Raw genomic sequence first — 21,375 nt, forward strand, 5'->3', positions numbered from 1 at the left:
CAATGGTCGTATGACCAGTTCTGCGCCCTTCGACTACCAGATCGCCGACCTCTCTCTCGCTGAAGCGGGGCGCCACCAGCTTCGCCTTGCCGAGAACGAGATGCCCGGCCTGATGGCCCTGCGCGACGAATACGGTGCGTCGCAGCCGCTCGCCGGCGCGCGCATTGCCGGTTCTCTGCACATGACGGTGCAGACGGCCGTGCTCATCGAGACCCTCGTGGCGCTCGGCGCCCAGGTGCGCTGGGCGAGCTGCAACATCTATTCGACGCAGAACGAGGCGGCTGCGGCCGTTGTCGTTGGACCCGAGGGAACGATCGATGCGCCCGCGGGTGTTCCCGTGTTCGCGTGGAAGGGCGAGACCCTCGCCGAGTATTGGGCGTGCACCGATCGCATCTTCGATTGGAGCAGCGAATCAGAAGCCGCGGGGGAGAGCTGGATCGGCCCGAACCTGATTCTCGACGATGGCGGCGACGCCACGCTGCTCGTGCACAAGGGCCGAGAGTTCGAGGCTGCTGGGGACGTTCCCGAGGCGACGGATGCTGACAGTGAAGAGTTCAGCGTTGTTCTCGACGTGCTGCGTCGCTCCCTTGCAGCATCCCCTGACCGCTGGACCCGCATCGCCGGCGAGCTCGAGGGCGTCACCGAAGAGACGACAACGGGCGTGCATCGCCTGTACGAACTCGCGCGTTCGGGTGAGCTGCTCTTTCCGGCGATCAACGTCAACGACTCGGTGACGAAATCCAAGTTCGACAACCGCTACGGCATTCGCCATTCGCTTCCCGACGGGCTCAACCGGGCAACCGACGTTCTCATCGGAGGCAAGGTCGCCTTCGTCGTCGGCTATGGCGACGTGGGAAAGGGTGCGGCCGAGGCGCTGCGGGGTCAGGGCGCTCGCGTGATCGTGTCAGAGGTGGACCCCATCTGCGCCTTGCAGGCGGCGATGGACGGTTTTCAGGTCGCGACGCTCGAGTCCGTCGCCGACCAGGTCGACATCGTCATCACGTGCACGGGAAACCGCGCTGTCGTTCGTCCCGAGCACATGCTCGCCATGAAGCACCTGGCGATCGTTGCGAACGTGGGGCACTTCGATAATGAGATCGACATGGCGGGCCTCGCCGCGATCGATGGCGTTGTGAAGCTCGAGATCAAACCACAGGTTCACGAATGGCGCCTGCCGACGGGTCGCTCGATCCTGGTGCTCAGCGAGGGACGTCTCATGAACCTCGGCAACGCGACGGGGCACCCGTCGTTCGTGATGAGCAATTCCTTTGCCAACCAAGTGCTCGCGCAGATCGAGCTGCACGAGCGTGGCGATCGGTATTCGACGGACGTTCACGTTCTTCCGAAGCGCCTCGACGAGAAGGTGGCACGGCTGCACCTCGACGCGCTCGGTGTTGAGCTCACCTCGCTGTCGCCGGAGCAAGCGGCGTACATCGGCGTTCCTGTCGAGGGGCCGTACAAGCTCGAGCACTACCGGTATTGAGCGATCGCGCCCGAGATCACCGCGCAGGAGACGGATGCTGCGGGACGCGCGCCGGAAACGAATGCGGATTGTCGTGCAACAGCGGCTGCAGGCGCTGCAGCCGCTCGCGCTCGAGCATGAGAGCGCGGTAGCTGCGCTCGCGACGCAGAGCGGCGACGGCGTAGAGGAACGACAGCGGATCGGTCTGGGGCAGCGGAGCGACGTGCGCTGACGCCTCGTTCGCGAGATCGTGTGCCAGCCGCGCGCGAGAGTGCGGGGTCATGCGTGCGGCCTGGGAGAGAAACTGCGCGATGCGCCGTGCGAGCCGGTCGGGAAGACGTGCGACATCGGCGACCTGGGCCCACGCGGTCAGGTGCTGCGGAACGGGGTACACGGCCGGGCTGATGCGCGGGACGCGCTCGTGCTGTGAGTAGGTTCCTGCGAGCATGTCGCCGATGCGCTTGGAGCGGGCGCCGAGAAGTCCGACGAGGGCCGCGCCGCCTCCGAGCGTCATATAGATCTCGAAGAAGCCGACGAGGGCGCGGATGAAGGCGTGCCTGAAGCCGATTGCGCCGCCGTCGTCGCGCACGATGCGCGCGCCGATCGCGAGCCGACCGAGCGAGCGGCCTCGTGTGAGCAGTTCGACAGCGGTCGGCACGACGATCGTGGAGAAGACAATGATGGCGATCATGAACGCTTGCATCGCGGCGGTGTCCATGCCGGTCTGTGCTGCCGACATGACGAGAAGCAGCACGAGAACCACTGCCAGGGCGACAGAGACGAGAACATCGATCATGGCGCCCGCCGCGCGCAGCAGAAAGCTCGTCGAGCGAACATCGAGTGCGACAGCCTCGCCGGTGATGAACTCGTCGGCGTCGCGCGAGAATGTGACGGCTTCGCTCATGGGTATCATCTAATCAGATGGATCTTGATGCCTATACCGCAGCCCACAGATCGGATTGGGAGCGACTCGACGAGCTCTCGCGCACTCCGAGGCTGACGGGCGAGCAGTCAGACGAGCTCATCATGCGGTATCAGTCCGGCGCGACGCAGCTGTCGGCCATCAAGACGACGGCCGGATCGACAGCTGTCGGGGATCGACTGAGCGTCGTGCTGTCCCGAGTGCGCCTGCGCTTTACAGGAGCTGCGGGCAACGCGCTGTCGCAGCTTCCGCGGTTCTTCATGCTTCAGCTGCCCGCAGCCCTGTACCGGCTGCGGTGGCTCACACTCGCTGTCACCGTCGCGACAGTACTCATCGCTCTCGCGTTCGGAGTATGGATCTCGCAGGATCCGCGCGTTCTCGCCAACCTCGGCAGCGAGTCCGAGCTCTCATCGCTCGCGCGCGACGAGTTCGTCGCCTATTACTCCGAGAATCCGGCGGCGTCGTTCGCCGGCCGTGTGTGGACGAACAACGCGTGGATCGCCGCGCAGTGCATCGCCTTCGGAATCACCGGCGTCTGGGTGCCCTACGTCGTGCTGCAGAACGCGCAGAACCTCGGCATCACGGGCGCTGTGATGTTCGCGTACGACAAGGGTGACGTGTTTTTTCTCTTCATCGCGCCGCACGGCCAGCTCGAGCTGACGTGCATCTTCGTGGCCGCCGCGGCGGGGCTGCGCATCTTCTGGTCGTGGGTGGCTCCGGGGCGCCGCACGCGTCTTGACTCAATCGCCCACGAGGGACGTAGCCTGATCACCGTTGTCGTCGGGCTTGTCATCGCTCTGTTCGTGTCGGGAATCATCGAGGGCTTCGTCACGCCCTGGCCTCTGCAGGAGCAGACTGAGCCAGCACTCGGCTGGGCGATCAAGATCGGCATCGGAACACTCGCGCTTGCGGCCTTCCTCGCGTACATGCTCGTCGTCGGGCGCAGAGCGGCTCGCCACGGCGAGACGGGAGACCTCGACGCGTTCGGCTCGGGGGCGACGACGCTCACGGCGGCGTGAAAGGCGAGGCCTCGCGACACGGCTTCCGTTCTTTTGACTGAGTCAAAACAAGTGATAGAGTGCTGATATGCACACCACGACGGACGCCGAGTTCAGCACAGCGCTGCGCGACGCGGGGCTGAAGGCCACGGCCCCGAGGCGGAGTGTGCTGCGCGTGCTCGAAACCAACCAGCACGCAGATGCCGCCGCGATCTTCGAATCCGTGCTCCACGACCTGCCCGACACCTCGTTGCAGGCCGTGTACGGAGTGCTGTCGGCGCTCACAGAGGTCGGCCTCGTGCGGCGCATCGAGCCCGCCGGGTCGCCCGCACTCTACGAGCGGCGCATCGGCGACAATCACCACCACGTCGTGTGCACGCAGTGCGGAGCCGTGCGAGACGTTGACTGCGTGGTCGGTGAGGCGCCGTGCCTCACACCGTCGAACACGGCGGGATACGCCATCTCAACGGCCGACGTCACATTCTGGGGCGTGTGTCCCGACTGCCAGAAGGCCACTGACTAGTTTTTCTCGTTCTTTTCACGACGTGCGATCGTCCGATCGCGTCATCACCCATGCCCACAATCAAGGAGAAGTATGTCTGAAACTCCCGTAACGACAACGAACACCGGCTCGCCTGTCGCCGCAGACGGATACTCGCAGACCGTCGGCGCCGACGGGTCGATCGTGCTCACCGACCACTACCTGGTCGAGAAGCTCGCGCACTTCAACCGTGAGCGCGTGCCCGAGCGAGTCGTGCACGCCAAGGGCGGTGGCGCGTTCGGCACGTTCGAGGCCACGGAGGACATGAGCGCGTACACGCGCGCGGCGCTGTTCCAGAAGGGCACGACAACCGAGATGCTCGCACGCTTCTCAACCGTCGCCGGCGAGCAGGGTTCGCCTGACACGTGGCGTGATCCTCGGGGCTTCGCGCTGAAGTTCTACACGTCGGAGGGCAACTACGACCTCGTGGGCAACAACACGCCCGTGTTCTTCATTCGCGACGGCATCAAGTTTCCCGACTTCATCCACTCGCAGAAGCGTCTTCCCGGCATCAACACGCGTGACAACGATATGCAGTGGGACTTCTGGACGAACTCGCCGGAGTCCGCCCACCAGGTGACGTGGGTTCTCGGAGACCGCGGCCTGCCGGCATCCTGGCGCACTATGGACGGGTTCGGCTCGCACACGTACCAGTGGATCAATGCCGAGGGCGAGCGCTTCTGGGTCAAGTACCACTTCAAGACCGATCAGGGCATCGAGAACCTCACGAACGAGCAGGGCGAGAAGCTCGCGGGCCAGGACGCCGACTACCACCAGCGCGACCTGTACGAGGCGATTGAGCGCGGTGACTTCCCGTCGTGGACGCTCTACGTGCAGATCATGCCGTATGAAGACGCGAAGACGTACCGCTTCAACCCGTTCGACGTCACCAAGGTGTGGCCGCACGCGGATTACCCGCTCGTCAAGGTCGGCACGATGCAGCTGAACCGCAACGCCGAAAACTACTTCGCGCAGATCGAGCAGGCGGCGTTCGCCCCCTCGAACTTCGTGCCGGGAATCGCGGCCAGCCCCGATCGGATGCTGCAGGCGCGCATCTTCAGCTACGCAGACGCGCATCGCTACCGCGTCGGCACGAACCACGCGCAGCTGCCCGTGAACGCGCCGAAGGTCGACGTGCACTCGTACTCGAAGGACGGCCAGAGCCGCTTCTCTTTCCCGTCGTCGGACCGCCCGGTCTACGCGCCGAACTCGTTCGGAGGCCCGCAGGGAGACCCCCAGGTCGCGGGCGATGCCGCTGGATTCCCCAGTGACGGAGAGCTCGTGCGGTCCGCTCAGGTTCTGCACAGCGAAGACTCCGACTTCGTGCAGGCCGGCACACTGTACCGCGAGGTTATGGACGATGACGCGAAGGCTCGCTTCCTCGACACCATCACAGGCCACGTGGGAGCGGTGAAGAACGACGACATCCGCGCTCGCGCGATCCAGTACTGGAAGAACGTCGACGCCGACCTCGGTGCGGCGCTCGAGGAGCGTCTGGCCGCGGGAGCAGCGGGAGCGCCCGTTGTCAACGGCACCGACACCGAAGCAGCAGAGGCCGTCGCCTAGCACGACCGCCACGAAACACGCCCGGGAGCCGCTCGGCTCCCGGGCATTCGTGCACGGTGGCCGCTACAGCCGACCCGCGGCCTTGAGCGCGATGTAGTGATCGGAAAGTGCCGGGGGAAGATCAGCGGGCGCCCCCGTGACCACGTCGGCGCCCTGCTGCCTGATCGCCGCCGAGACGCGAGCGACGTCCAGTAGCGAACGTTCAGCGGATGCCGCACGATAGACGTCCTCTCGACGATCACGCTGCGACACGGCAGCTTCGACGTCCGGATCCGTGACACTGGCCACGACAACCGTGTGCTTCTGGGTCAGCTGCGGCAGAACCGAGAGCAGGCCCTGCGAGGCGCCAGGCGCGTCGATCGACGTGAGCAGCACGACGAGCGCTCGGTGCGCCGTGATGTCCCGCACCTGCCCGGGCACAGCATCCCAGTCCATCTCGATAAGCTCAGGATCGATCCCTGCGAATGTGTCCACCATGCGCGCCAGCAGCGCGGGACCGTTCGCTCCTTGCACGCGTCCGCGCACGCGCCTGTCGAACGCGACGACGTCGACGCGGTCTCCCGCACGCGTCGCGAGAGCCGCGAGCAGCAGCGACGACTCGAACGCCGTGTCGATGCGCGGCTCGTTGTCGATTCGCGCCGCAGACGTGCGACCGGTGTCGATGATGATGACGACGCGGCGGTCTCGTTCCGGACGCCACGTTCGCACGACCAGGTCCTGACGCCGCGCGGTGGCGCGCCAGTCGATGGAACGCACATCGTCTCCGCGCACATACTCGCGCAGCGAATCGAACTCGGTTCCCTGTCCGCGCACCATCACGGGACTCGCGCCGTCAAGCTCTCGCAGGCGCGCGAGCCTGCTGGGAAGGTGCTTTCGCGCGTTGAACGGCGGAAGCACGCGCAGCCGCCCCGGAGCTGACAGCGTTGCCTGACGCGCGCCGAGCCGCAGAGGCCCGAACGAGCGCACCGTGACATGGGAGCTCGTGCGGTCTCCGCGTCGAAAGGGCGTGAGCCGCTGCGTCGCAGCGCGTCGCTCTCCCGGCGGCAGCACGACACGCTGGCGCGGCTCAGTCGCTCCCGCTGACGGCTGCCACGCGTCGCGCACGATGGCGCGCACCGTGCGCTCGCCCTGATTTGAGACCAGAATTCTGCTCGTCACGGTCTCGCCGAGGCGCACGCGCTCGGGGAGCTCGCGCAGAATGCTGAGGCGTCGCGGGGAACCGGCGAGTGAGACGTCGATGACCAGCAGAAGCACGCACGCCGCGAGCCAGAGCCCGAGCGGCGCCCACGCGTTCCCGGTCGCCTGTCCGACAACGATGACGGGAACCACGCCCGCCGCCAGGAGCGCAACGAACCAGCCGGTGACCGCCATGACTAGAACGGCACCTGCACCTGCTGCATGACCGACGTGAGGATCGCGTCGACAGACACGCCCTCCAACTCGGCTTCGGGGCGAAGCTGCACTCGGTGTCGCCACACGGGAATCAGCATCGCCTGCACGTGGTCCGGGGTGATCGATGTGTACCCCGTGAGCCAGGTCCAGGCCTTCGTCGCTGCGAGCAGTGCTGTCGTGCCGCGCGGGCTCACCCCGATGCGCACCGAGGGGCTCTGCCTCGTGGCGCGCGCCAGATCGACGAGGTATGTCAGCACAGCGTCCGTGACGCCAACGCTCGCGACAGCATCCTGAGCCGCTCTGATGTCGGTAGCGCTCACAACGGGCGTCACCCCGGCAGAGGCCAGATCGCGGGGGTCGAAGCCATGCGCGTGCCGTCGGAGCACCTCGACCTCGGTCTCGCGTTCGGGAACCTCCAGAACGAGCTTGACGAGAAAACGGTCCAGCTGCGCCTCGGGCAGCGTGTACGTTCCCTCGTACTCGATCGGGTTCATCGTGGCGGCGACGAGGAACGGGTCGGGAAGCTTGCGCGTCACGCCGTCCGCCGAGACCTGGCGCTCCTCCATGGCCTCGAGAAGAGAGGACTGGGTCTTGGGCGGCGTGCGGTTGATCTCGTCTGCGAGCATGATGTTCGTGAAGACGGGGCCTTCGCGAAACTCGAACTCACCGGCCTTCGTGTCGTAGACGAGCGAGCCCGTGACGTCTCCTGGCATGAGGTCGGGCGTGAACTGCACGCGCTTGGTGTCGAGCGACAGCGACGTGCTCAGCGACCGAACGAGCAGCGTCTTCGCAACGCCAGGCACGCCCTCGAGCAGCGCGTGCCCGCGGGCGAGCAGCGCGACGACGAGTCCCGTCACCGCGGCGTCTTGCCCCACGACAGCCTTGGCGACCTCCGCGCGCACCTGAGCGAATCGTTGACGCAGGTCGTCGTGCGTGTCCGTCGTGGCCTCGGGGGCGGTGCCTGTGGCGTTCTGAGGCGAGTCGTGATGATTCGTCATTGTCACATTCTTCCTGTTTCGTCGATCGTCGCGCGCACGCGGGTTTCAAGGTCGTTCACGGCGTCAGACAGGGCCATGAGCTGAGAGTCGGACGACGGAAGATCGTCGACGAGCACAGCGCGAACCTGTCGCGGGTCACGGGCGAGGAGGGATGCTGTCGCGTCAGCGACCTGCCACGCCGTCGTGCTCGGCGGCAGTCCGAGCAGACCGGCGAGGCGCGACACAGCGCCCATGCGCAGCGTGTCGATCGCGTGCACGCGCGCGTTGCCCCGCTCATAGAGGCGCGCGCGACCCTCAACCGTCTCGCGTGCGGGAACGTGAACAGGCAGCTTCTCGACAACGACGGGACCGAGCCTTCGGCCACGCCAGAACATCGCGGCGATGGCGGTGAGCGCGAGCAGGACGGTGAAGGGAACAACCCACGGAGGCGTCAGCTCGCCGAGCGTCGGGGGAGCATCGGTCTCGACGTCGGCGATCGTCGGCAGGTACCAGACGAGTTCGTCATTCGCGCCGAGCAGATTGAGCGCCAGGGCGGCGTTGCCGCCGTGCAGAATCGCCTCGTTGCTGAACGCGTTCGGATCACCGAGGAGCGTGAGAGGTCCTGCTGCACGCGGAATCGCCACGAGACCGTATCGACCGTCCGTGGCGGGAAAGCAGCCGTGCGCGTCGACACCGTTGTCAATGCGAAAGGTGTACAGCACGTCCGCAGTCTGCGCCGCTTGAGCGGCGGGAACCGTGCACTGCGCCGCGACCGGGGCAGCGTCGTCGGGCTCGGCACCGCCGGCTCGCACGCCGGGGGCGATCTCACGTAGATCAGCGAAATCCGGAGTCATGATGACGACGTTCGCCGCCTTCTCCGCGAGTTGAGAAAGACCGCGCGCGTCGAGGAAGCCACTCTCGTCGTAGACGAACAGCGTCGCATGCGCACCCGCGAGGCCCTCGGCAGCATCCGTCGCGCTGTCTGCCGTGGTGATCGAGACGCCGTGCTCTTCGAGAACCGTGACGAGGCCCTTGGCGCCAGATGGCGCGGGGCTGTCGGCCTGGAGCGGCCGGGTCTGCGCGGCGTTGCCGCCGGTGAGTGCGATCGCGATCAGCGTGATGACGAGGGCTCCGACGGCGCACACCATCCAGAAGCCAGCACGACGCAGCCGCGTTCGCACCGTGGGCGTCAAAGACTCGGCGATGCTCACGATTGCGAGACCTCCGGCGTCGTTCGCGCCGGCTTCAGCTCAGTGATCTCCGCGTCGAGTGCCGCGATCGCCTCGTACTGCTCGCGCGAGGCATGGCCCTGCAGGTAGCGGACAGAGTCGAAGTCGGATGCTGCCGCATGCAGCGACTCGGCACGAGTCGGGAACGCGGCGCTGGCTGAGGCCGCGAACGATCGGGCGGTCGTTCCGGGCAGCACGGTCACGACGGTGCGCTCATCGAGCCCGCGGGCGAGCGCCCGGAAGGCCTCGAGGGTCGCGATGTCCCACTCGCGTGCCTGCGCAGCATCACGGGCCGCGGCACGCAGATCTCGCGCACTGCGCGTGTCGTCGTCTCCGAAGAGTGCCGGGGGACGCTGGCTTGAGCGGTTGCGGCGTGGCACGCCCCAGATCATGATCGCCGCGACAATTGCCGCGGCGATCACGAGCACGACGAGCACCGGAATCCACGCCGCGAACGTTCCGTCGCCCGGAACGACGAGCGAGAGGAACCAGTCTCGGATCGCTGCGGCGATGCGGTCGATGAGCGAGGGCTGCGCTGCCGTGTACTCGGGCTTCGACAGTTCGCGTACGAGCCAGTCGTACGCCTCATCGCGACCCGGGGTCAGCGGGGGAGCGTCGTCGAATGCCAGGATTCCGCTCACTGCTGGCTTCTTGGTGCGAACGGGTCTGGCGCAGAGAGATCGCCGACCTGGCGAGACTCCACAAACCGAATGAGCTCGATGTCGAGCCCCTCGCGCCGCATGCGCAGATCAACGTAGATGAGCGCGAGTGCCCCCGATTGCACGACCGACATGATCGCGCTCAAGACAACGGTGATCAGCACCAGAATGACTTCGGCAACCGCGAGGAGCGCGAGCATCGCGCCGACGTCGGAGCCCGTCGGATCGAGCAGCCCGGGGACGATCCCGAAAATGAGCGAGACGGGGGTTGTGATGATCTGGGCGGCGATGTTGAGGATCGTCGCGATGAGGAAGATCACGCCGAACGTCTTCCAGAAGCTTCCCGTCGTGAGGCTCCAGGAGCGCGCTAGGGCGCGCTTGAGTGAAGCCCGCTCCATGACGATCACGCTTGGAGCGACCGCGAGCTTTGTGAACACCCAGATTCCGAGAGCTGCCACGGCAAGGCTGCCGAAGACGATGATGAGAATGCCGATGACGATTCCCGCGTCGCCCTGCACGATCACGAGCGCGCCGAGACCCCCGACCACGGCGAGTGCAACGAGGATGGAGCCGAGGTAGAGGAAGGTCCACGCGAGCAGCGTCCAGAATCGTGGCCACGTCGCACGCCAGATCTCCCGAAGGCGAGGCTTTTCGCCGAGGATCGCTCGCGCGGTGTCTGTCACGACGACGCCCTGCAGGAAGGCAGAGCCGACGACCGAGACCAGGAGGGGAACGATCATCGACAGCAGGATGGTCAGCACCGCGCCCGCCGCGATCTCGTCCTGGTCCTGCGCTGTTGCCTGGTCGATGCGCCCGAGCATGACCGCGGTCACCACGCCCGTGATGACAATCGTGAGAAGAACGACAACGCCCTGAATGATGAGCGCGCTGCCGACCGTTGCCTTGGGGTTGTGGCGCAGCTCTTTGAACGGAGCGGTCAGGAGCGCACCGAAACTCAGAGGGCGCAGCGGAATAAGTCCTGGCGTCGGCGGCGGAGCCCATCCGCCCGGTGCGCCGAACGGCTGCTGCCCAAACTGCGGTGCGGGGTATTGACCGTATGGCGGCGCCTGCTGTTGCCCGTACTGTGGCGGCGCGTACTGGCCGTATGGCGGAGGCTGACGCTGGTCGTACGGCGCGCCGTGCTGCCCGTGAGGAGCGTGCTGTCCCTGGGCGTGGCCGGATTGGGCACCGTTCCCGTCGCGGCCATCACCCGCGCCGGGAGGTGGGCCCGCGGAGTCGCCCGATGGGGAGTGCCATGACCCGTTGTCGCTCACTCGTGTGTGCCCCCTTTAACTCGCGCGCGAGACAGTGTGGTTCTACTCTGTCACACGGCGTCGCGGTCGCGCGCGTTTCGTCGCGAGACGTGACCCGTGACGTCAGATAGCCTTGTGGCACGCGTGACGGGACGCCGCCGCGCGCACAGAGAAACGAGAACGAGACGAATGAACCCACGAATTCTTGTTGTCGACGATGACACAGCGCTCGCGGAGATGATCGGCATCGTGCTGCGAACCGAAGGGTACGAACCCATCTTCTGCGCGGACGGCACCGCTGCCCTCACCGAGTTCAAGCAAGAGAAACCCGACCTCGTGCTCCTTGACCTCATGCTTCCCGGAATCGACGGGATCGAGGTGTGCACGCAGATCCGTCAAGAATCCGGGGTTCCCATCATCATGCTCACGGCGAAGTCCGACACGGCTGACGTGGTGCGCGGGCTCGAGTCGGGAGCGGACGACTACATCGTGAAGCCATTCAACCCCAAGGAGCTCGTCGCACGCATTCGCACACGTCTGCGACCAGCATCCGAACCGGCTCAGGAGACGCTCGAGATCGCCGACCTCAGCGTCGATGTGGCGGGACACGAGGTGCGACGTGGCGACAAGAGGATCAACCTCACGCCTCTCGAATTCGACCTGCTGCTCACGCTCGCGTCGAAGCCTCAGCAGGTGTTCACGCGCGAAATGCTGCTCGAACAGGTCTGGGGGTACCACTACAAGGCTGACACGCGGCTCGTGAACGTGCACGTGCAGCGGCTCCGCGCCAAGATCGAGCACGATCCCGACAACCCGCGCATCGTGACGACCGTGCGGGGGGTCGGATATCGGGCGGGCGCATCGGGCTCTTGAGACCATGAGCTCACCGCTGTCGTTCGCGGAGCTCGGGCTCTCGCAGGTTCGCACGTGGCCGCGGCGCGTGCGAGAACTGTGGAGAAGATCGCTGCGGTTTCGAACCGTGTCGATCACCGTCGGGCTCACGCTCGTCGCCGTGCTCGCGTCGGGCGTCTACATGTCGATCAGCGTGCGCAACGACCTGTTCTCGTCGCGCTTGAGTCAAGTGCTTGATGACTCGAGTCGCACCATGAGCTCGGTGCAGCGCCTGTTTGAATCAGCCGCCATCAACGATCGTGTGGCGATCACGACGGTTATGAACACGGTGCGCAATCAGCTGGCGGCGACGTCATCAAGCCAGCTCATCGCCGGCTACCGCGCGCCGGGGCAGAGCTACAGCCCGTACGCGCCTCAGGGGTTCCGCAGCTCAGAGCTGGCGGGGGGCGTTCTGTCCTCTGAACTGCGCGACAAGGTGCAGCAGGACGTCGGCACACAGTGGTGGCAGTCGGTCACGCTCTCGGGACCAGACGGCGAGGTCCCCGGCGTGATCGTCGGCCAGCTCGTCGACGTGCCCGGTGCCGGACAATACGAGTTCTACATCGCTTTCGATCTCAGCGATTCGGAGCAGACTCTGCAGTTTCTGCAGCAGACCATGCTCATCGTCGGTCTCGCCCTGCTGCTGCTCGTCGGAGCTGTCGCGTGGGTGGTCGTTCGCCTGGTCGTCGAACCCATCACGATCGCGGCAGAGACCAGCCAGAGGCTCGCGGACGGCGATCTCGGCGTTCGGATACGCGAGACCGGTGCCGACGAGCTCGCGACGCTCGCGCGCTCGTTCAACGGCATGGCCGACACCCTCCAGCAGCGGATTCGAGAATTGGCAGAGCTGTCGCTCGTGCAGCAGCGGTTCGTCTCCGACGTCTCCCACGAACTGCGCACTCCGCTCACCACGATCCGGCTCGCCGATGACGTCATCTACGACCAGCGCCACTCGTTCCCGCCCGCGACCACTCGCACGGCAGAGCTGCTGCACACCCAGGTCGAACGATTCGAACTGCTGCTCGATGATCTTCTGGAGATCAGCCGGTATGACGCTGGTTCCGTTCAGCTCGAACTCGAGCCGACCAATCTTGCGGCGCTTGCGCGCGACTGCATCGAAGGCATGGAAGCACTCGCGGCAGAGCGTGGATCGGACATTCGCCTCGTCGCCCCGGGCGGGCACGGCGATGTCGACATGGATCCGCGGCGCATCCGGCGAATCGTGCGCAATCTGATCGGAAACGCCATTGAGCATGGGGAGGGCGGACCGATCGTGGTCACCGTCGACAGCAACGCGGATGCTGTCGCCCTCACCGTGCGCGATTACGGGCTCGGGATGAGCGAGTCCGACGTCGAGCACGTCTTCGACCGGTTCTGGCGCGCAGACCCGTCGCGCCGGCGCACGATCGGAGGCACGGGTCTCGGCCTGGCGATCTCCCTTGAAGACGCGGCTCTGCACCGCGGTGTGCTCGACGTGTGGTCTCGCCTCGCAAAGGGAAGCAATTTCCGGCTCACGCTTCCGCGAAAACCGGGAGCAGTCGTTGCCTCGTACCCGCTTGAGCTCGTGCCCGAAGACGCCGACGGCTCGCTGCCGCTGCTTCCGAAAGGAGACGACGCATGAGACGCGTGACGACCGTCGTGGCCATCGGCGCGATCATGGCACTGCTTGTCGGCTGCGCGGGGATACCGCGCAGCGGCAGCGTGCACGAGGGAAATCCGGTGGGCGAAGACGAGAACAGTGCAGACGATGTCACGCTCATCGCCGACGCCCCGGTTCCCGGCGCATCGCAGGAGGACCTGCTGAAGGGGTTCATCGCCGCCGCCTCGAGTCCGCTCAACAACTACGCCGTCGCGCGCGAGTTTCTCGCACCGGACTTTCGGCTCGAGTGGAATCCTGACGCTTCGGTGACCCTCGACGATCCCGGTGGTCGACAGTTCGACCGTGTCTCGGACTCCGCCATCGACGTCGCGGTATCTCCCACGGCGGTTGTTGACGACTCAGGCGTCTACTCCGAACGTGCGGGAGCCGGCACGGTGGAGCAGAGCTATTCGTTCGCCAAGGTGGGAGACGAGTGGCGAATCACTGAAGCGCCCAACGGCATCCTCCTCGAGCAGTCGCTTTTCGAGACAGTGTTCGACCAGCACGCGCTCCGGTTCTTCACTCCCGACTGGACATCTCTCGTTCCCGACCTGCGGTGGTTCCCTTCGGGAAGCTCGTCAGCAACGCGCATCGTCACCGAGCTGCTCGCCGGACCCAGCGAGTGGCTGGCACAATCTGTGACGACGGCTTTCCCCGACGGAACACGGCTGGCCCGCAGCTCGGTTCCCGTGACAGATGGGGAGGCGCAAGTCGACCTGAGCCGAGACGCATTGACGGCCGACGATTCCGCCCGCAAGCGCATGAAGGCGCAGCTGGTCGCGAGCCTCGAGAACGTTGCGGGCGCAGGGATCGTCTCGATTCTCTTCGACGGGCAGCCCACCGACATTCCGTCGCTGACCGTGCGCGAGCCGCGCGTCGACTCTCGACCGCTCATCATGACCGAGGAAGGATTCGGCTACGCGGCTGGAAGCGGCATCGAGGAGATCGCAGGGCTCTCGGAGCCGGTGGAGAGCCTCGACGTCACGGCAGCGGCGATCAACAGTGAGAACACGCAGATCGCGGTGCTCAGCGACCGCGGCGTGTATTCGATCAGCGCTGGCGAGGACCCCGTGCTCGTCGACGGGAGATCGGACCTCATCGCCCCGACAATCGATGACGCGGGATTCGTGTGGACGGTTCCGGCAGGCCAGCCCGGAGGCGTGAGAGTCCACGATGCCGAGGGAACGGCTTTCGACCTGCAGCCATCGTGGCCGGAAGCATCGACGATTGTCTCGCTCGAACTATCGCGCGACGGCACTCGTATCGTGGCGCTCATCGATTCGGGTGGAACACCTCAGCTCCTGCTCGCCGGAGTGCGTCGCGGAGCTGACGGAGCCCCCACGTCGCTCAGCGACACTGTGCGATTCCCCGTTGCCGACGGCACGCCTCTGTCGGCCACGTGGGTTGATGACAAGTCCGTCGCGGTGCTCACGAGCGAATCGACGAACCAGGTTCAGCTGATCGAATTGGGCGGACCATCGACGAGTATCGGCGCCGCAGAAGAGGCTGAACATCTTGTCGGCAGCAACGGCGCCGAGGAGCTCAGGGCACTCACGAGCGACGGAGATCTGCTCTCACGACGGGGCAGCGGATGGCAGACGGCTCGTGAGGGAGTGCGCTTCATCGCAACGCAGATCGGTTCGCCGTCGGGCTGATTCGTCCACAGTCGCGCATGCGATGCCGCGCGCCCACAGGTTTCGCGACGATCGGCCGTCACGGCGTCTCGCAGGCGAGACTTGATGCATGCCACGACATCTCGGCCGACCCTGGGGTCCTGCTCTCAGGGATCGGTGCGTCACCGGCATCCGGCATGTCGTCGGCGAGACGCTCGCCTTTCTCATGCCCGTGTCGTGCGCCGGCTGCGGAGATCCCGGCGTCGCCGTGTGCGCCGTGTGCCGGGGGTCGCTCGCCGACGGCATCCTGACCCGCACTGTCGACGGTGTGCGGGTCTACAGCGCTGCTCCGTACTCCGGAAGGGCGAAGCGGATGCTGCTCGCACTCAAACGCGACGGGCGCGTTGACGCGGCCACGGTACTCGGCGAGGCACTCCGCGCTGCGATCGATGCAGCTCTCGATGACGCCGAGGGCGTGCAGGTCGAGCTCGCAGCGGTTCCCGCCTCACGGCGATCGCGTCGGACGCGCGGTTTCGTCCCCGTCGATCTCATTGTTCGTCGCGCAGGCCTCACCCGGTCGCGCGTGCTTGCCTGGGCACGTCGGCCTCGCGATCAGATCGGGCTGGGTCGCCGGCAGCGCAGCGAGAACCTGAGGGGCGCGATCACCGCACGTCGAGCATCTGGACGCCGATTCATCCTCGTCGACGACATTGTGACGAGCGGCGCGACGCTCGCCGAGTGCGTGCGTGCGCTGCGGGAATCCGGGGCGGAGATCGTTGCGTGCGCGACCGTCGCATCGACCCTCATGCGCGTCGCCACGCCCGATTCGCCAGTAGGCGTGACAAGGTTCGCCGCTGGGGCTACGGTGTATGAAAAGGCGTGAAAGGATCGCCCGGAAGACCAGGCGACTTCGCGCCGGATCCGGAGGTCGCCGTGGAAACTAACATCGTCGGAATTGGCCTGGGAATCACCGATCGCTTCCGTGATTACGTGGAAGAGAAGTCGGAGAAGATCACCCACATCACGGACCGCATGATCGCGTTCGAGGTCAAAGTCAGCCGCCACACCGACAAGAGCGGAAGGAACGGCGACGATCGCGTCGAGCTGACGCTCATCGGCCCAGGCCCGCTCGTGAGGGCCGAGGCTCAGGGCGGAGACAAATACAGCGCGTTCGACGTCGCGATCGACAAGCTTCTTGAGCGAATACGCCGCGCGAAGGAGCGCAGGCAGGCTCGTCGTGGAAAGAAGCGCACGTCGCTGCACGCTGCCGCCACGGGAGAGTTCGCGGCTGTCGGACTTCAGCCCGCTCCCGCTGAGGTCATCGATCGTGTGCGGGCGGGGGAGTCTCCCGTTGACGACGTTGAGACCGAGGAACAGTATTCGCCCGTCGTCATCAGACAGAAGACGTTTCCTGCTGAGTGGATGACCGTCGATGATGCCGTCGATCGCATGGAGCTCGTCGGACACGACTTCTTCCTCTTCATCGACGCGCGCACCGACCGTCCGAGTGTAGTCTACCGGCGCAAGGGATGGGACTACGGCGTCATCGAGCTTTCAGACGAAGCAGAGGCTGCAGCCAACAGGGCATGAGTCACGGCCAGGCGGCCAGGCGAACCCGGATGCGCAGGGCGCCTGGCCGCCGTTCTTCAGCGTGTGCCAAGCGCCAGGTCGCTAACATGGGTACGATCGACCCCGGCCCGATCGAACGAGACGGGACCTGGCGCCGTTGGCGCCGTGAACAAAGTGGAGTGCATTCGTGGCCTCAGTACTGGAAAAAGTCCTTCGCGTCGGCGAAGGACGCACCCTCAAGCGCCTGAAGAACTATGCAAAGGCGATCAACGCACTCGAGGATGACTTCGCCGAGCTCAGCGACGAGGATCTCAAGAACGAGACCGCAGAGCTTCGAGAGCGTTACGAGAACGGTGAGAAGCTGGATCATCTTCTTCCGGAGGCATTTGCAGCGGTCAGGGAAGCGTCGAAGCGGACGCTCGGCATGCGCCACTTCGATGTTCAGCTCATGGGCGGTGCCGCGCTTCATCTCGGCAACATCGCCGAGATGAAGACCGGTGAGGGAAAGACGCTTGTCGCGACGCTGCCGGCTTATCTCAACGCCATTACGGGACGAGGCGTTCACATCATCACGGTGAACGATTACCTGGCGAGTTATCAGTCGGAACTGATGGGGCGTGTCTTCCGTGCGCTCGGAATGACGACGGGCGTGGTCGTCTCGGGGCAGACGCCGGACGTTCGGCGCCAGCAATACCAGGCCGACATCACATACGGCACGAACAACGAGTTCGGATTCGACTATCTGCGCGACAACATGGCCTGGCAGAAAGAAGGCATGGTCCAGCGCGATCACTACTTCGTCATCATCGATGAGGTCGACTCCATCCTCATCGATGAGGCGCGGACGCCGCTGATCATCTCGGGCCCGTCGTCAGGGGAGGCCAACCGCTGGTTCACCGAATTCGCACGCATTGCGCAAAGCCTCGTCTCCGGCGAGGACTACGAGGTCGATGAGAAGAAGCGCACCGTCGGCGTGCTCGAACCCGGAATCGAGAAGGTCGAAGATCATCTCGGAATCGACAACCTCTATGAAGCCGCGAACACGCCATTGATCTCGTTCCTCAACAACGCCATCAAAGCGACAGCCCTCTTCAAGAAGGACAAGGACTACGTCGTGATGAACGGCGAGGTCATGATCGTCGATGAGCACACCGGCCGCATCCTCGTCGGACGCCGCTACAACGAAGGCGTTCACCAGGCGATCGAAGCCAAAGAAGGCGTGTCGGTAAAAGCTGAGAATCAGACTCTTGCGACAGTGACGCTTCAGAACTACTTCCGCATGTACGACAAGATCGCGGGAATGACCGGTACGGCTGAGACGGAAGCCGCTGAGTTCATGTCGACGTACAAACTCGGTGTCGTGCCGATCCCGACGAACAAGCCGATGCAGCGCGTCGACCAGTCGGATCTGGTCTACAAGACCGAAGAAGTGAAGTTCGCCCACGTCGTTGACGACATCGCCGAACGACACGAAGCGGGTCAGCCTGTACTCGTCGGCACCACGAGCGTGGAAAAGAGCGAGTACCTCTCGCGACTGCTTGCGAAGAAGGGGATCAGGCACGAGGTCCTGAATGCGAAGAACCACGCTCGCGAAGCGACAATCGTTGCTCAAGCCGGACGCGTGGGGGCTGTCACCGTCGCAACCAATATGGCCGGTCGTGGAACGGACATCATGCTCGGCGGAAACGCGGAGTTCCTCGCCGTTCAGAAGATGGAGGAACTCGGCCTGTCGACGACCGAGACGCCCGACGAGTACGAAGAGAAGTGGGACGACGTCTTCGACAAGGTCAAGGCCGACGTTCAGATTGAAGCCGACAAGGTCATCGAGGCGGGCGGGCTTTACGTGCTGGGCACAGAACGGCACGAGTCGCGACGCATCGACAATCAGCTCCGCGGACGCTCGGGCCGCCAGGGAGACCCGGGAGAGAGCCGCTTCTACCTCTCGCTCCAGGACGATCTCATGCGTCTGTTCAACTCGGGTGCTGCCGAGAGCCTGATGTCTCGTGGAGTGCCGGACGACGTCGCCATCGAGTCGAAGGTCGTCAGCAGGGCCATCCGCTCGGCTCAGTCGCAAGTGGAGTCCCGAAACGCTGAGATCCGCAAGAACGTTCTCAAGTACGACGATGTCCTCAACCGGCAGCGCGAGACGGTGTACACCGACCGCAGGCAGATTCTCGAGGGCGATGACCTGCAAGAGCGGGTCAGGGTCTTCCTTGAAGATGTCGTCACCGAAGTGCTCGACGAGCACATCGGTGAGGGTAACGGCGATGACTGGGACTTCGACGCCCTGTGGGCCGAGCTCAAGACTCTCTACCCGATCGGGCTCACCATTGACGAAGTGGTCCAGGAGGCAGGCTCGAAGGGCCGCGTCAACCGGTCGTTCGTGCAGCGGGAGATTCTCTCTGACGCGAAGCTGGCGTACGAGCGGCGCGAGGAACAGCTCGGTTCCGATGCCATGCGCGAGCTTGAGCGTCGCGTCGTGCTGCAGGTGATTGACCGCAGATGGCGCGACCATCTGTACGAGATGGACTATCTCAAAGACGGCATCGGCCTACGGGCCATGGCGCAGCGCGACCCGCTCGTCGAGTACCAGAGAGAGGGCTTCTCTCTCTTCCAGCAGATGATGGGGCAGATCCGCGAGGAATCGATCGGTTACCTGTTCAACCTTGACGTCGAAGTCACTCGACCCGACGACGCGGAGGGTGAAGTGAGCCCCGTGATCGTCGCCAAGGGGCTCGCGCGACCCGATGGAGAGACGGAGAAGCTCAGCTACTCGGCCGCGAACGAAGAGGGCGAAGTCGAAGTTCGCAATCAGCGAGGTCAGATCGAGAAGGGCGCGACGGGCAAGGCTCAGCGAGCGGCGCGCGCGGCCGGCGGTGCTGGTACACGACCGCAGGCTCCGCGTCAGCCTCGTCAGACGGCTCCGGCTGCGCAGAAGAAGCCCGCGCAGCGTGGAGCATTCGGGCAGGCGACCTCAGACGAGGCAAAGCCGGAGCCGGCAAACCGCGCTCAGCGACGGGCGCAGCAGAAGAAGAAGTAGGTCTTCAGAGAACGCCAACGGACGTCGCGCGCCAGCGATGGTCGATGCCCTCAAGCCGGATCGCCACGGCTCGAGCACGCGTGCGCCCTACCTGAACCATGATCACGGCCTCGCACACGTCGTCCACCGGCGTCTGCAGGTGAACGGTCCCGACATGCACGATCGGTCGAACCGCGCTCTGGTTCTTGAGAGATCGAGCCCGCGCGGCGAGCACCGCCTGCTTCACGAGTGTTTTATAAACGTCTTCGCTGATCCAGCGTGAGAGCTGTTCGAGATCGCGTGCCCCCGCGATGACTTCGATCACACTCCGCGTGAGGTTGACGAGCAGAGGTTCGGGATCCGGAAGCTCCGACGCGCTCGTTCGCAGATAGGTGAACTCACTGTCGGGATCGGCAATGCCGCACCGGGCGGGGAGGGCAGGAAGGGCATGTGTCTGCTCGTCGTTTCGTGCGAGATTGCCTTCACTCATCTTTTCTCCGCCCGACCGTGGGATCGGCCCTGGCCGGGCCGCTGCGCCGTAGCGGGCCCGTGATGAACCCACTGAAAGTCGACCCCCGCGCGGGGGTCAGAACTCATGGTTAGACACTCAACCAGGTGGGAAGCAATCTTGTAAAGGAATTTGGCCAATCTGTGGATAACTCGGCAGTCGAACGGGCAAGGCGCTAGTCTCGGGCACCATGAGATGGGACAGCTTGTTCGACGATCTCGAGAGCCAGCTGGATTCGGCATGGAGCGCTGAAGAAATTGAGCGCCGTGCAGAGGACGAACGGCTTCGCATCGCCCGGCTGGGCATGCGAGATCGCCTGATCGCCCTCGGTCGCAGCTCCGTCGGCGATCGCGTCCCGCCCTCCCCGTTACGGGTGATCCTGCGCTGCGGGCGCGAGGTGTCCGCCATTCCGCGAACGTTCGGAAGGGACTGGATCGCCGCGGACACGATCAGGCAGCACGGAGGCAACGGTGCATGCCTGATTGCGCTTGCGGGCATCTCCAGCATCCTCGTGAACTCTGACGACGCCGAGCGCAGCCTGGCGGAGGGAGATCCCATGGGCCAGGACCCTCAGATCACCGATCGCATCGGCTTGCCGTTCGTGCTGCGGGACCTGTGCCGCCGGCGCAGCTATGCGAGCCTCTCGATGGCGACCTCGCGCGACGCGATCGGCGGAACCATCGATCGCGTTGCTCGTGACCATTTGGATGTCGCCCGTCACCCGCGCGACACTCCACGTCGTGCACGCGATGTCTCGCATGTGCAGGTTCTCGCCCTCGCCGAACTCGACATGGTCGAACTCTGATCGAGCGATCAGCGGCGGTGTTTGGCGGTCTCGTCGATGTCTTGGATGCTCGCCGCATTGGCTTCGTGCCAGAGACTCATGCGGCGGGTCTCTTCGTACTTCTGCTGAATGTAGTCTTCGAGCACGCGGCGTTCGACGCGCCACCGAGCCGGGCTCCCGACACGAATCGCGGGCAGCTCTGCAGAGGTGATGAGCTCGTGCACCTCGTCGATGGAGATGTTGAGGATCTCCGAGGCATCGGCCACCGTGAGAAAGCGGCCGATTGACTCCGACGAAATGTGGTCCATATGTATCGATTATGGTCACTGCACCTGAGTGAAACGTGGCCTGTG

Annotated in this window: 19 protein-coding genes; 11 read left to right on the forward strand and 8 right to left on the reverse strand. The window is 65.0% G+C overall.

The window, feature by feature from the left end; genetic code table 11:
* Nucleotides 1-10: 10 nt before the first annotated feature.
* Nucleotides 11-1,483, forward strand: coding sequence for an adenosylhomocysteinase (gene ahcY, locus ATJ78_RS08825; RefSeq protein ID WP_098407257.1), 1,473 nt, complete (start codon nt 11-13; stop codon nt 1,481-1,483).
* A gap of 16 nt (nt 1,484-1,499) precedes the next feature.
* Here the strand turns inward: ahcY and ATJ78_RS08830 are convergent, their stop codons facing one another.
* Nucleotides 1,500-2,366 (reverse strand): RDD family protein, encoded by an 867-nt coding sequence (locus ATJ78_RS08830; protein ID WP_098407258.1) that lies wholly within the window; start codon nt 2,364-2,366, stop codon nt 1,500-1,502.
* Between the two features lie 17 nt (nt 2,367-2,383).
* Between ATJ78_RS08830 and ATJ78_RS08835 the strand changes: the two genes are divergently transcribed.
* From ATJ78_RS08835 to ATJ78_RS08845, 3 genes are all read left to right on the forward strand, one after another.
* A complete protein-coding gene (locus ATJ78_RS08835; protein ID WP_098407259.1) occupies nt 2,384-3,403 on the forward strand; it encodes a stage II sporulation protein M in 1,020 nt (339 codons plus the stop codon).
* Nucleotides 3,404-3,470: 67 nt separating this feature from the next.
* A complete protein-coding gene (locus ATJ78_RS08840; protein WP_098407260.1) occupies nt 3,471-3,905 on the forward strand; it encodes a Fur family transcriptional regulator in 435 nt (144 codons plus the stop codon).
* 72 nt (nt 3,906-3,977) lie between these two features.
* Nucleotides 3,978-5,489 (forward strand): catalase, encoded by a 1,512-nt coding sequence (locus tag ATJ78_RS08845; RefSeq protein ID WP_098407261.1) that lies wholly within the window; start codon nt 3,978-3,980, stop codon nt 5,487-5,489.
* Nucleotides 5,490-5,552: 63 nt separating this feature from the next.
* On the opposite strand, the gene ATJ78_RS08850 is transcribed toward ATJ78_RS08845, so the two are convergent.
* The 5 genes from ATJ78_RS08850 to ATJ78_RS08870 are packed head-to-tail and all read right to left on the reverse strand — an operon-like array spanning nt 5,553 to nt 11,020.
* A complete protein-coding gene (locus ATJ78_RS08850; RefSeq protein WP_098407262.1) occupies nt 5,553-6,860 on the reverse strand; it encodes a DUF58 domain-containing protein in 1,308 nt (435 codons plus the stop codon).
* A gap of 2 nt (nt 6,861-6,862) precedes the next feature.
* Entirely contained in the window at nt 6,863-7,879 is a 1,017-nt protein-coding gene (locus tag ATJ78_RS08855; RefSeq protein WP_098407263.1) for an AAA family ATPase, read from the reverse strand.
* A 2-nt stretch (nt 7,880-7,881) separates the two neighbouring features.
* A complete protein-coding gene (locus tag ATJ78_RS08860; RefSeq protein ID WP_098407264.1) occupies nt 7,882-9,069 on the reverse strand; it encodes a DUF4350 domain-containing protein in 1,188 nt (395 codons plus the stop codon).
* Nucleotides 9,066-9,728 carry a DUF4129 domain-containing protein gene (locus ATJ78_RS08865; protein ID WP_098407265.1) on the reverse strand — a complete coding sequence of 221 codons (663 nt, stop codon included), beginning with the start codon at nt 9,726-9,728 and terminating at the stop codon, nt 9,066-9,068. Before ATJ78_RS08865 ends, ATJ78_RS08860 begins: the two co-directional genes overlap by 4 nt.
* The gene (locus ATJ78_RS08870) at nt 9,725-11,020 is read right to left on the reverse strand and encodes a hypothetical protein (RefSeq protein WP_098407266.1); all 1,296 of its coding nucleotides are present in this window, start codon (nt 11,018-11,020) and stop codon (nt 9,725-9,727) included. The genes ATJ78_RS08865 and ATJ78_RS08870 overlap by 4 nt, the downstream gene beginning before the upstream one ends.
* 168 nt (nt 11,021-11,188) lie before the next feature.
* On the opposite strand from ATJ78_RS08870, the gene mtrA reads away from it, so the two are divergent.
* The 6 genes from mtrA to secA all read left to right on the forward strand — a co-directional run bounded on the left by mtrA (nt 11,189) and on the right by secA (nt 19,751).
* Nucleotides 11,189-11,872, forward strand: coding sequence for an MtrAB system response regulator MtrA (gene mtrA, locus ATJ78_RS08875; protein ID WP_098407267.1), 684 nt, complete (start codon nt 11,189-11,191; stop codon nt 11,870-11,872).
* Between the two features lie 4 nt (nt 11,873-11,876).
* On the forward strand, nt 11,877-13,511 hold the full coding sequence (mtrB, locus tag ATJ78_RS08880; RefSeq protein ID WP_098407268.1) for an MtrAB system histidine kinase MtrB: 1,635 nt from the start codon (nt 11,877-11,879) through the stop codon (nt 13,509-13,511).
* The gene (locus tag ATJ78_RS08885; RefSeq protein WP_098407269.1) at nt 13,508-15,184 is read left to right on the forward strand and encodes an LpqB family beta-propeller domain-containing protein; all 1,677 of its coding nucleotides are present in this window, start codon (nt 13,508-13,510) and stop codon (nt 15,182-15,184) included. Before mtrB ends, ATJ78_RS08885 begins: the two co-directional genes overlap by 4 nt.
* Before the next feature lie 88 nt (nt 15,185-15,272).
* Nucleotides 15,273-16,025, forward strand: coding sequence for a ComF family protein (locus ATJ78_RS08890; protein WP_098407270.1), 753 nt, complete (start codon nt 15,273-15,275; stop codon nt 16,023-16,025).
* 50 nt (nt 16,026-16,075) lie between these two features.
* Nucleotides 16,076-16,732, forward strand: a complete 657-nt coding sequence (gene hpf, locus ATJ78_RS08895) for a ribosome hibernation-promoting factor, HPF/YfiA family (RefSeq protein WP_098409293.1) — start codon at nt 16,076-16,078, stop codon at nt 16,730-16,732.
* A gap of 166 nt (nt 16,733-16,898) precedes the next feature.
* A complete protein-coding gene (secA, locus tag ATJ78_RS08900) occupies nt 16,899-19,751 on the forward strand; it encodes a preprotein translocase subunit SecA (RefSeq protein WP_098407271.1) in 2,853 nt (950 codons plus the stop codon).
* A 4-nt stretch (nt 19,752-19,755) separates the two neighbouring features.
* On the opposite strand, the gene ATJ78_RS08905 is transcribed toward secA, so the two are convergent.
* Nucleotides 19,756-20,220, reverse strand: coding sequence for an Rv3235 family protein (locus ATJ78_RS08905; RefSeq protein ID WP_245836258.1), 465 nt, complete (start codon nt 20,218-20,220; stop codon nt 19,756-19,758).
* Nucleotides 20,221-20,428: 208 nt separating this feature from the next.
* Between ATJ78_RS08905 and ATJ78_RS08910 the strand changes: the two genes are divergently transcribed.
* Complete coding sequence (locus ATJ78_RS08910) at nt 20,429-21,043, forward strand: hypothetical protein (protein WP_141898759.1); 615 nt, start codon at nt 20,429-20,431, stop codon at nt 21,041-21,043.
* An 8-nt stretch (nt 21,044-21,051) separates the two neighbouring features.
* Here ATJ78_RS08910 and ATJ78_RS08915 read toward each other — a convergent pair whose 3' ends face one another.
* On the reverse strand, nt 21,052-21,330 hold the full coding sequence (locus ATJ78_RS08915) for a helix-turn-helix domain-containing protein (RefSeq protein WP_098407273.1): 279 nt from the start codon (nt 21,328-21,330) through the stop codon (nt 21,052-21,054).
* Nucleotides 21,331-21,375 lie beyond the last annotated feature (45 nt).

It is taken from the genome of Paramicrobacterium agarici, from assembly GCF_002563955.1.
In the GTDB taxonomy this organism is placed as follows: Bacteria; Actinomycetota; Actinomycetes; order Actinomycetales; family Microbacteriaceae; genus Paramicrobacterium; species Paramicrobacterium agarici.

Coding starts and splice junctions, on each gene's coding strand:
- ATJ78_RS08830 (WP_098407258.1), bottom strand. CDS start 2,366: ATGAGCGAAGCCGTCACATTCTCGCGCGACGCCGACGAGTTCATCACC.
- ATJ78_RS08855 (WP_098407263.1), bottom strand. CDS start 7,879: ATGACGAATCATCACGACTCGCCTCAGAACGCCACAGGCACCGCCCCC.
- mtrA (WP_098407267.1), top strand. CDS start 11,189: ATGAACCCACGAATTCTTGTTGTCGACGATGACACAGCGCTCGCGGAG.
- mtrB (WP_098407268.1), top strand. CDS start 11,877: ATGAGCTCACCGCTGTCGTTCGCGGAGCTCGGGCTCTCGCAGGTTCGC.
- ATJ78_RS08835 (WP_098407259.1), top strand. CDS start 2,384: ATGGATCTTGATGCCTATACCGCAGCCCACAGATCGGATTGGGAGCGA.
- ATJ78_RS08905 (WP_245836258.1), bottom strand. CDS start 20,220: ATGAGTGAAGGCAATCTCGCACGAAACGACGAGCAGACACATGCCCTT.
- ATJ78_RS08890 (WP_098407270.1), top strand. CDS start 15,273: ATGCCACGACATCTCGGCCGACCCTGGGGTCCTGCTCTCAGGGATCGG.
- ATJ78_RS08910 (WP_141898759.1), top strand. CDS start 20,429: ATGAGATGGGACAGCTTGTTCGACGATCTCGAGAGCCAGCTGGATTCG.
- ahcY (WP_098407257.1), top strand. CDS start 11: ATGACCAGTTCTGCGCCCTTCGACTACCAGATCGCCGACCTCTCTCTC.
- ATJ78_RS08850 (WP_098407262.1), bottom strand. CDS start 6,860: ATGGCGGTCACCGGCTGGTTCGTTGCGCTCCTGGCGGCGGGCGTGGTT.
- ATJ78_RS08915 (WP_098407273.1), bottom strand. CDS start 21,330: ATGGACCACATTTCGTCGGAGTCAATCGGCCGCTTTCTCACGGTGGCC.
- ATJ78_RS08840 (WP_098407260.1), top strand. CDS start 3,471: ATGCACACCACGACGGACGCCGAGTTCAGCACAGCGCTGCGCGACGCG.
- ATJ78_RS08885 (WP_098407269.1), top strand. CDS start 13,508: ATGAGACGCGTGACGACCGTCGTGGCCATCGGCGCGATCATGGCACTG.
- ATJ78_RS08845 (WP_098407261.1), top strand. CDS start 3,978: ATGTCTGAAACTCCCGTAACGACAACGAACACCGGCTCGCCTGTCGCC.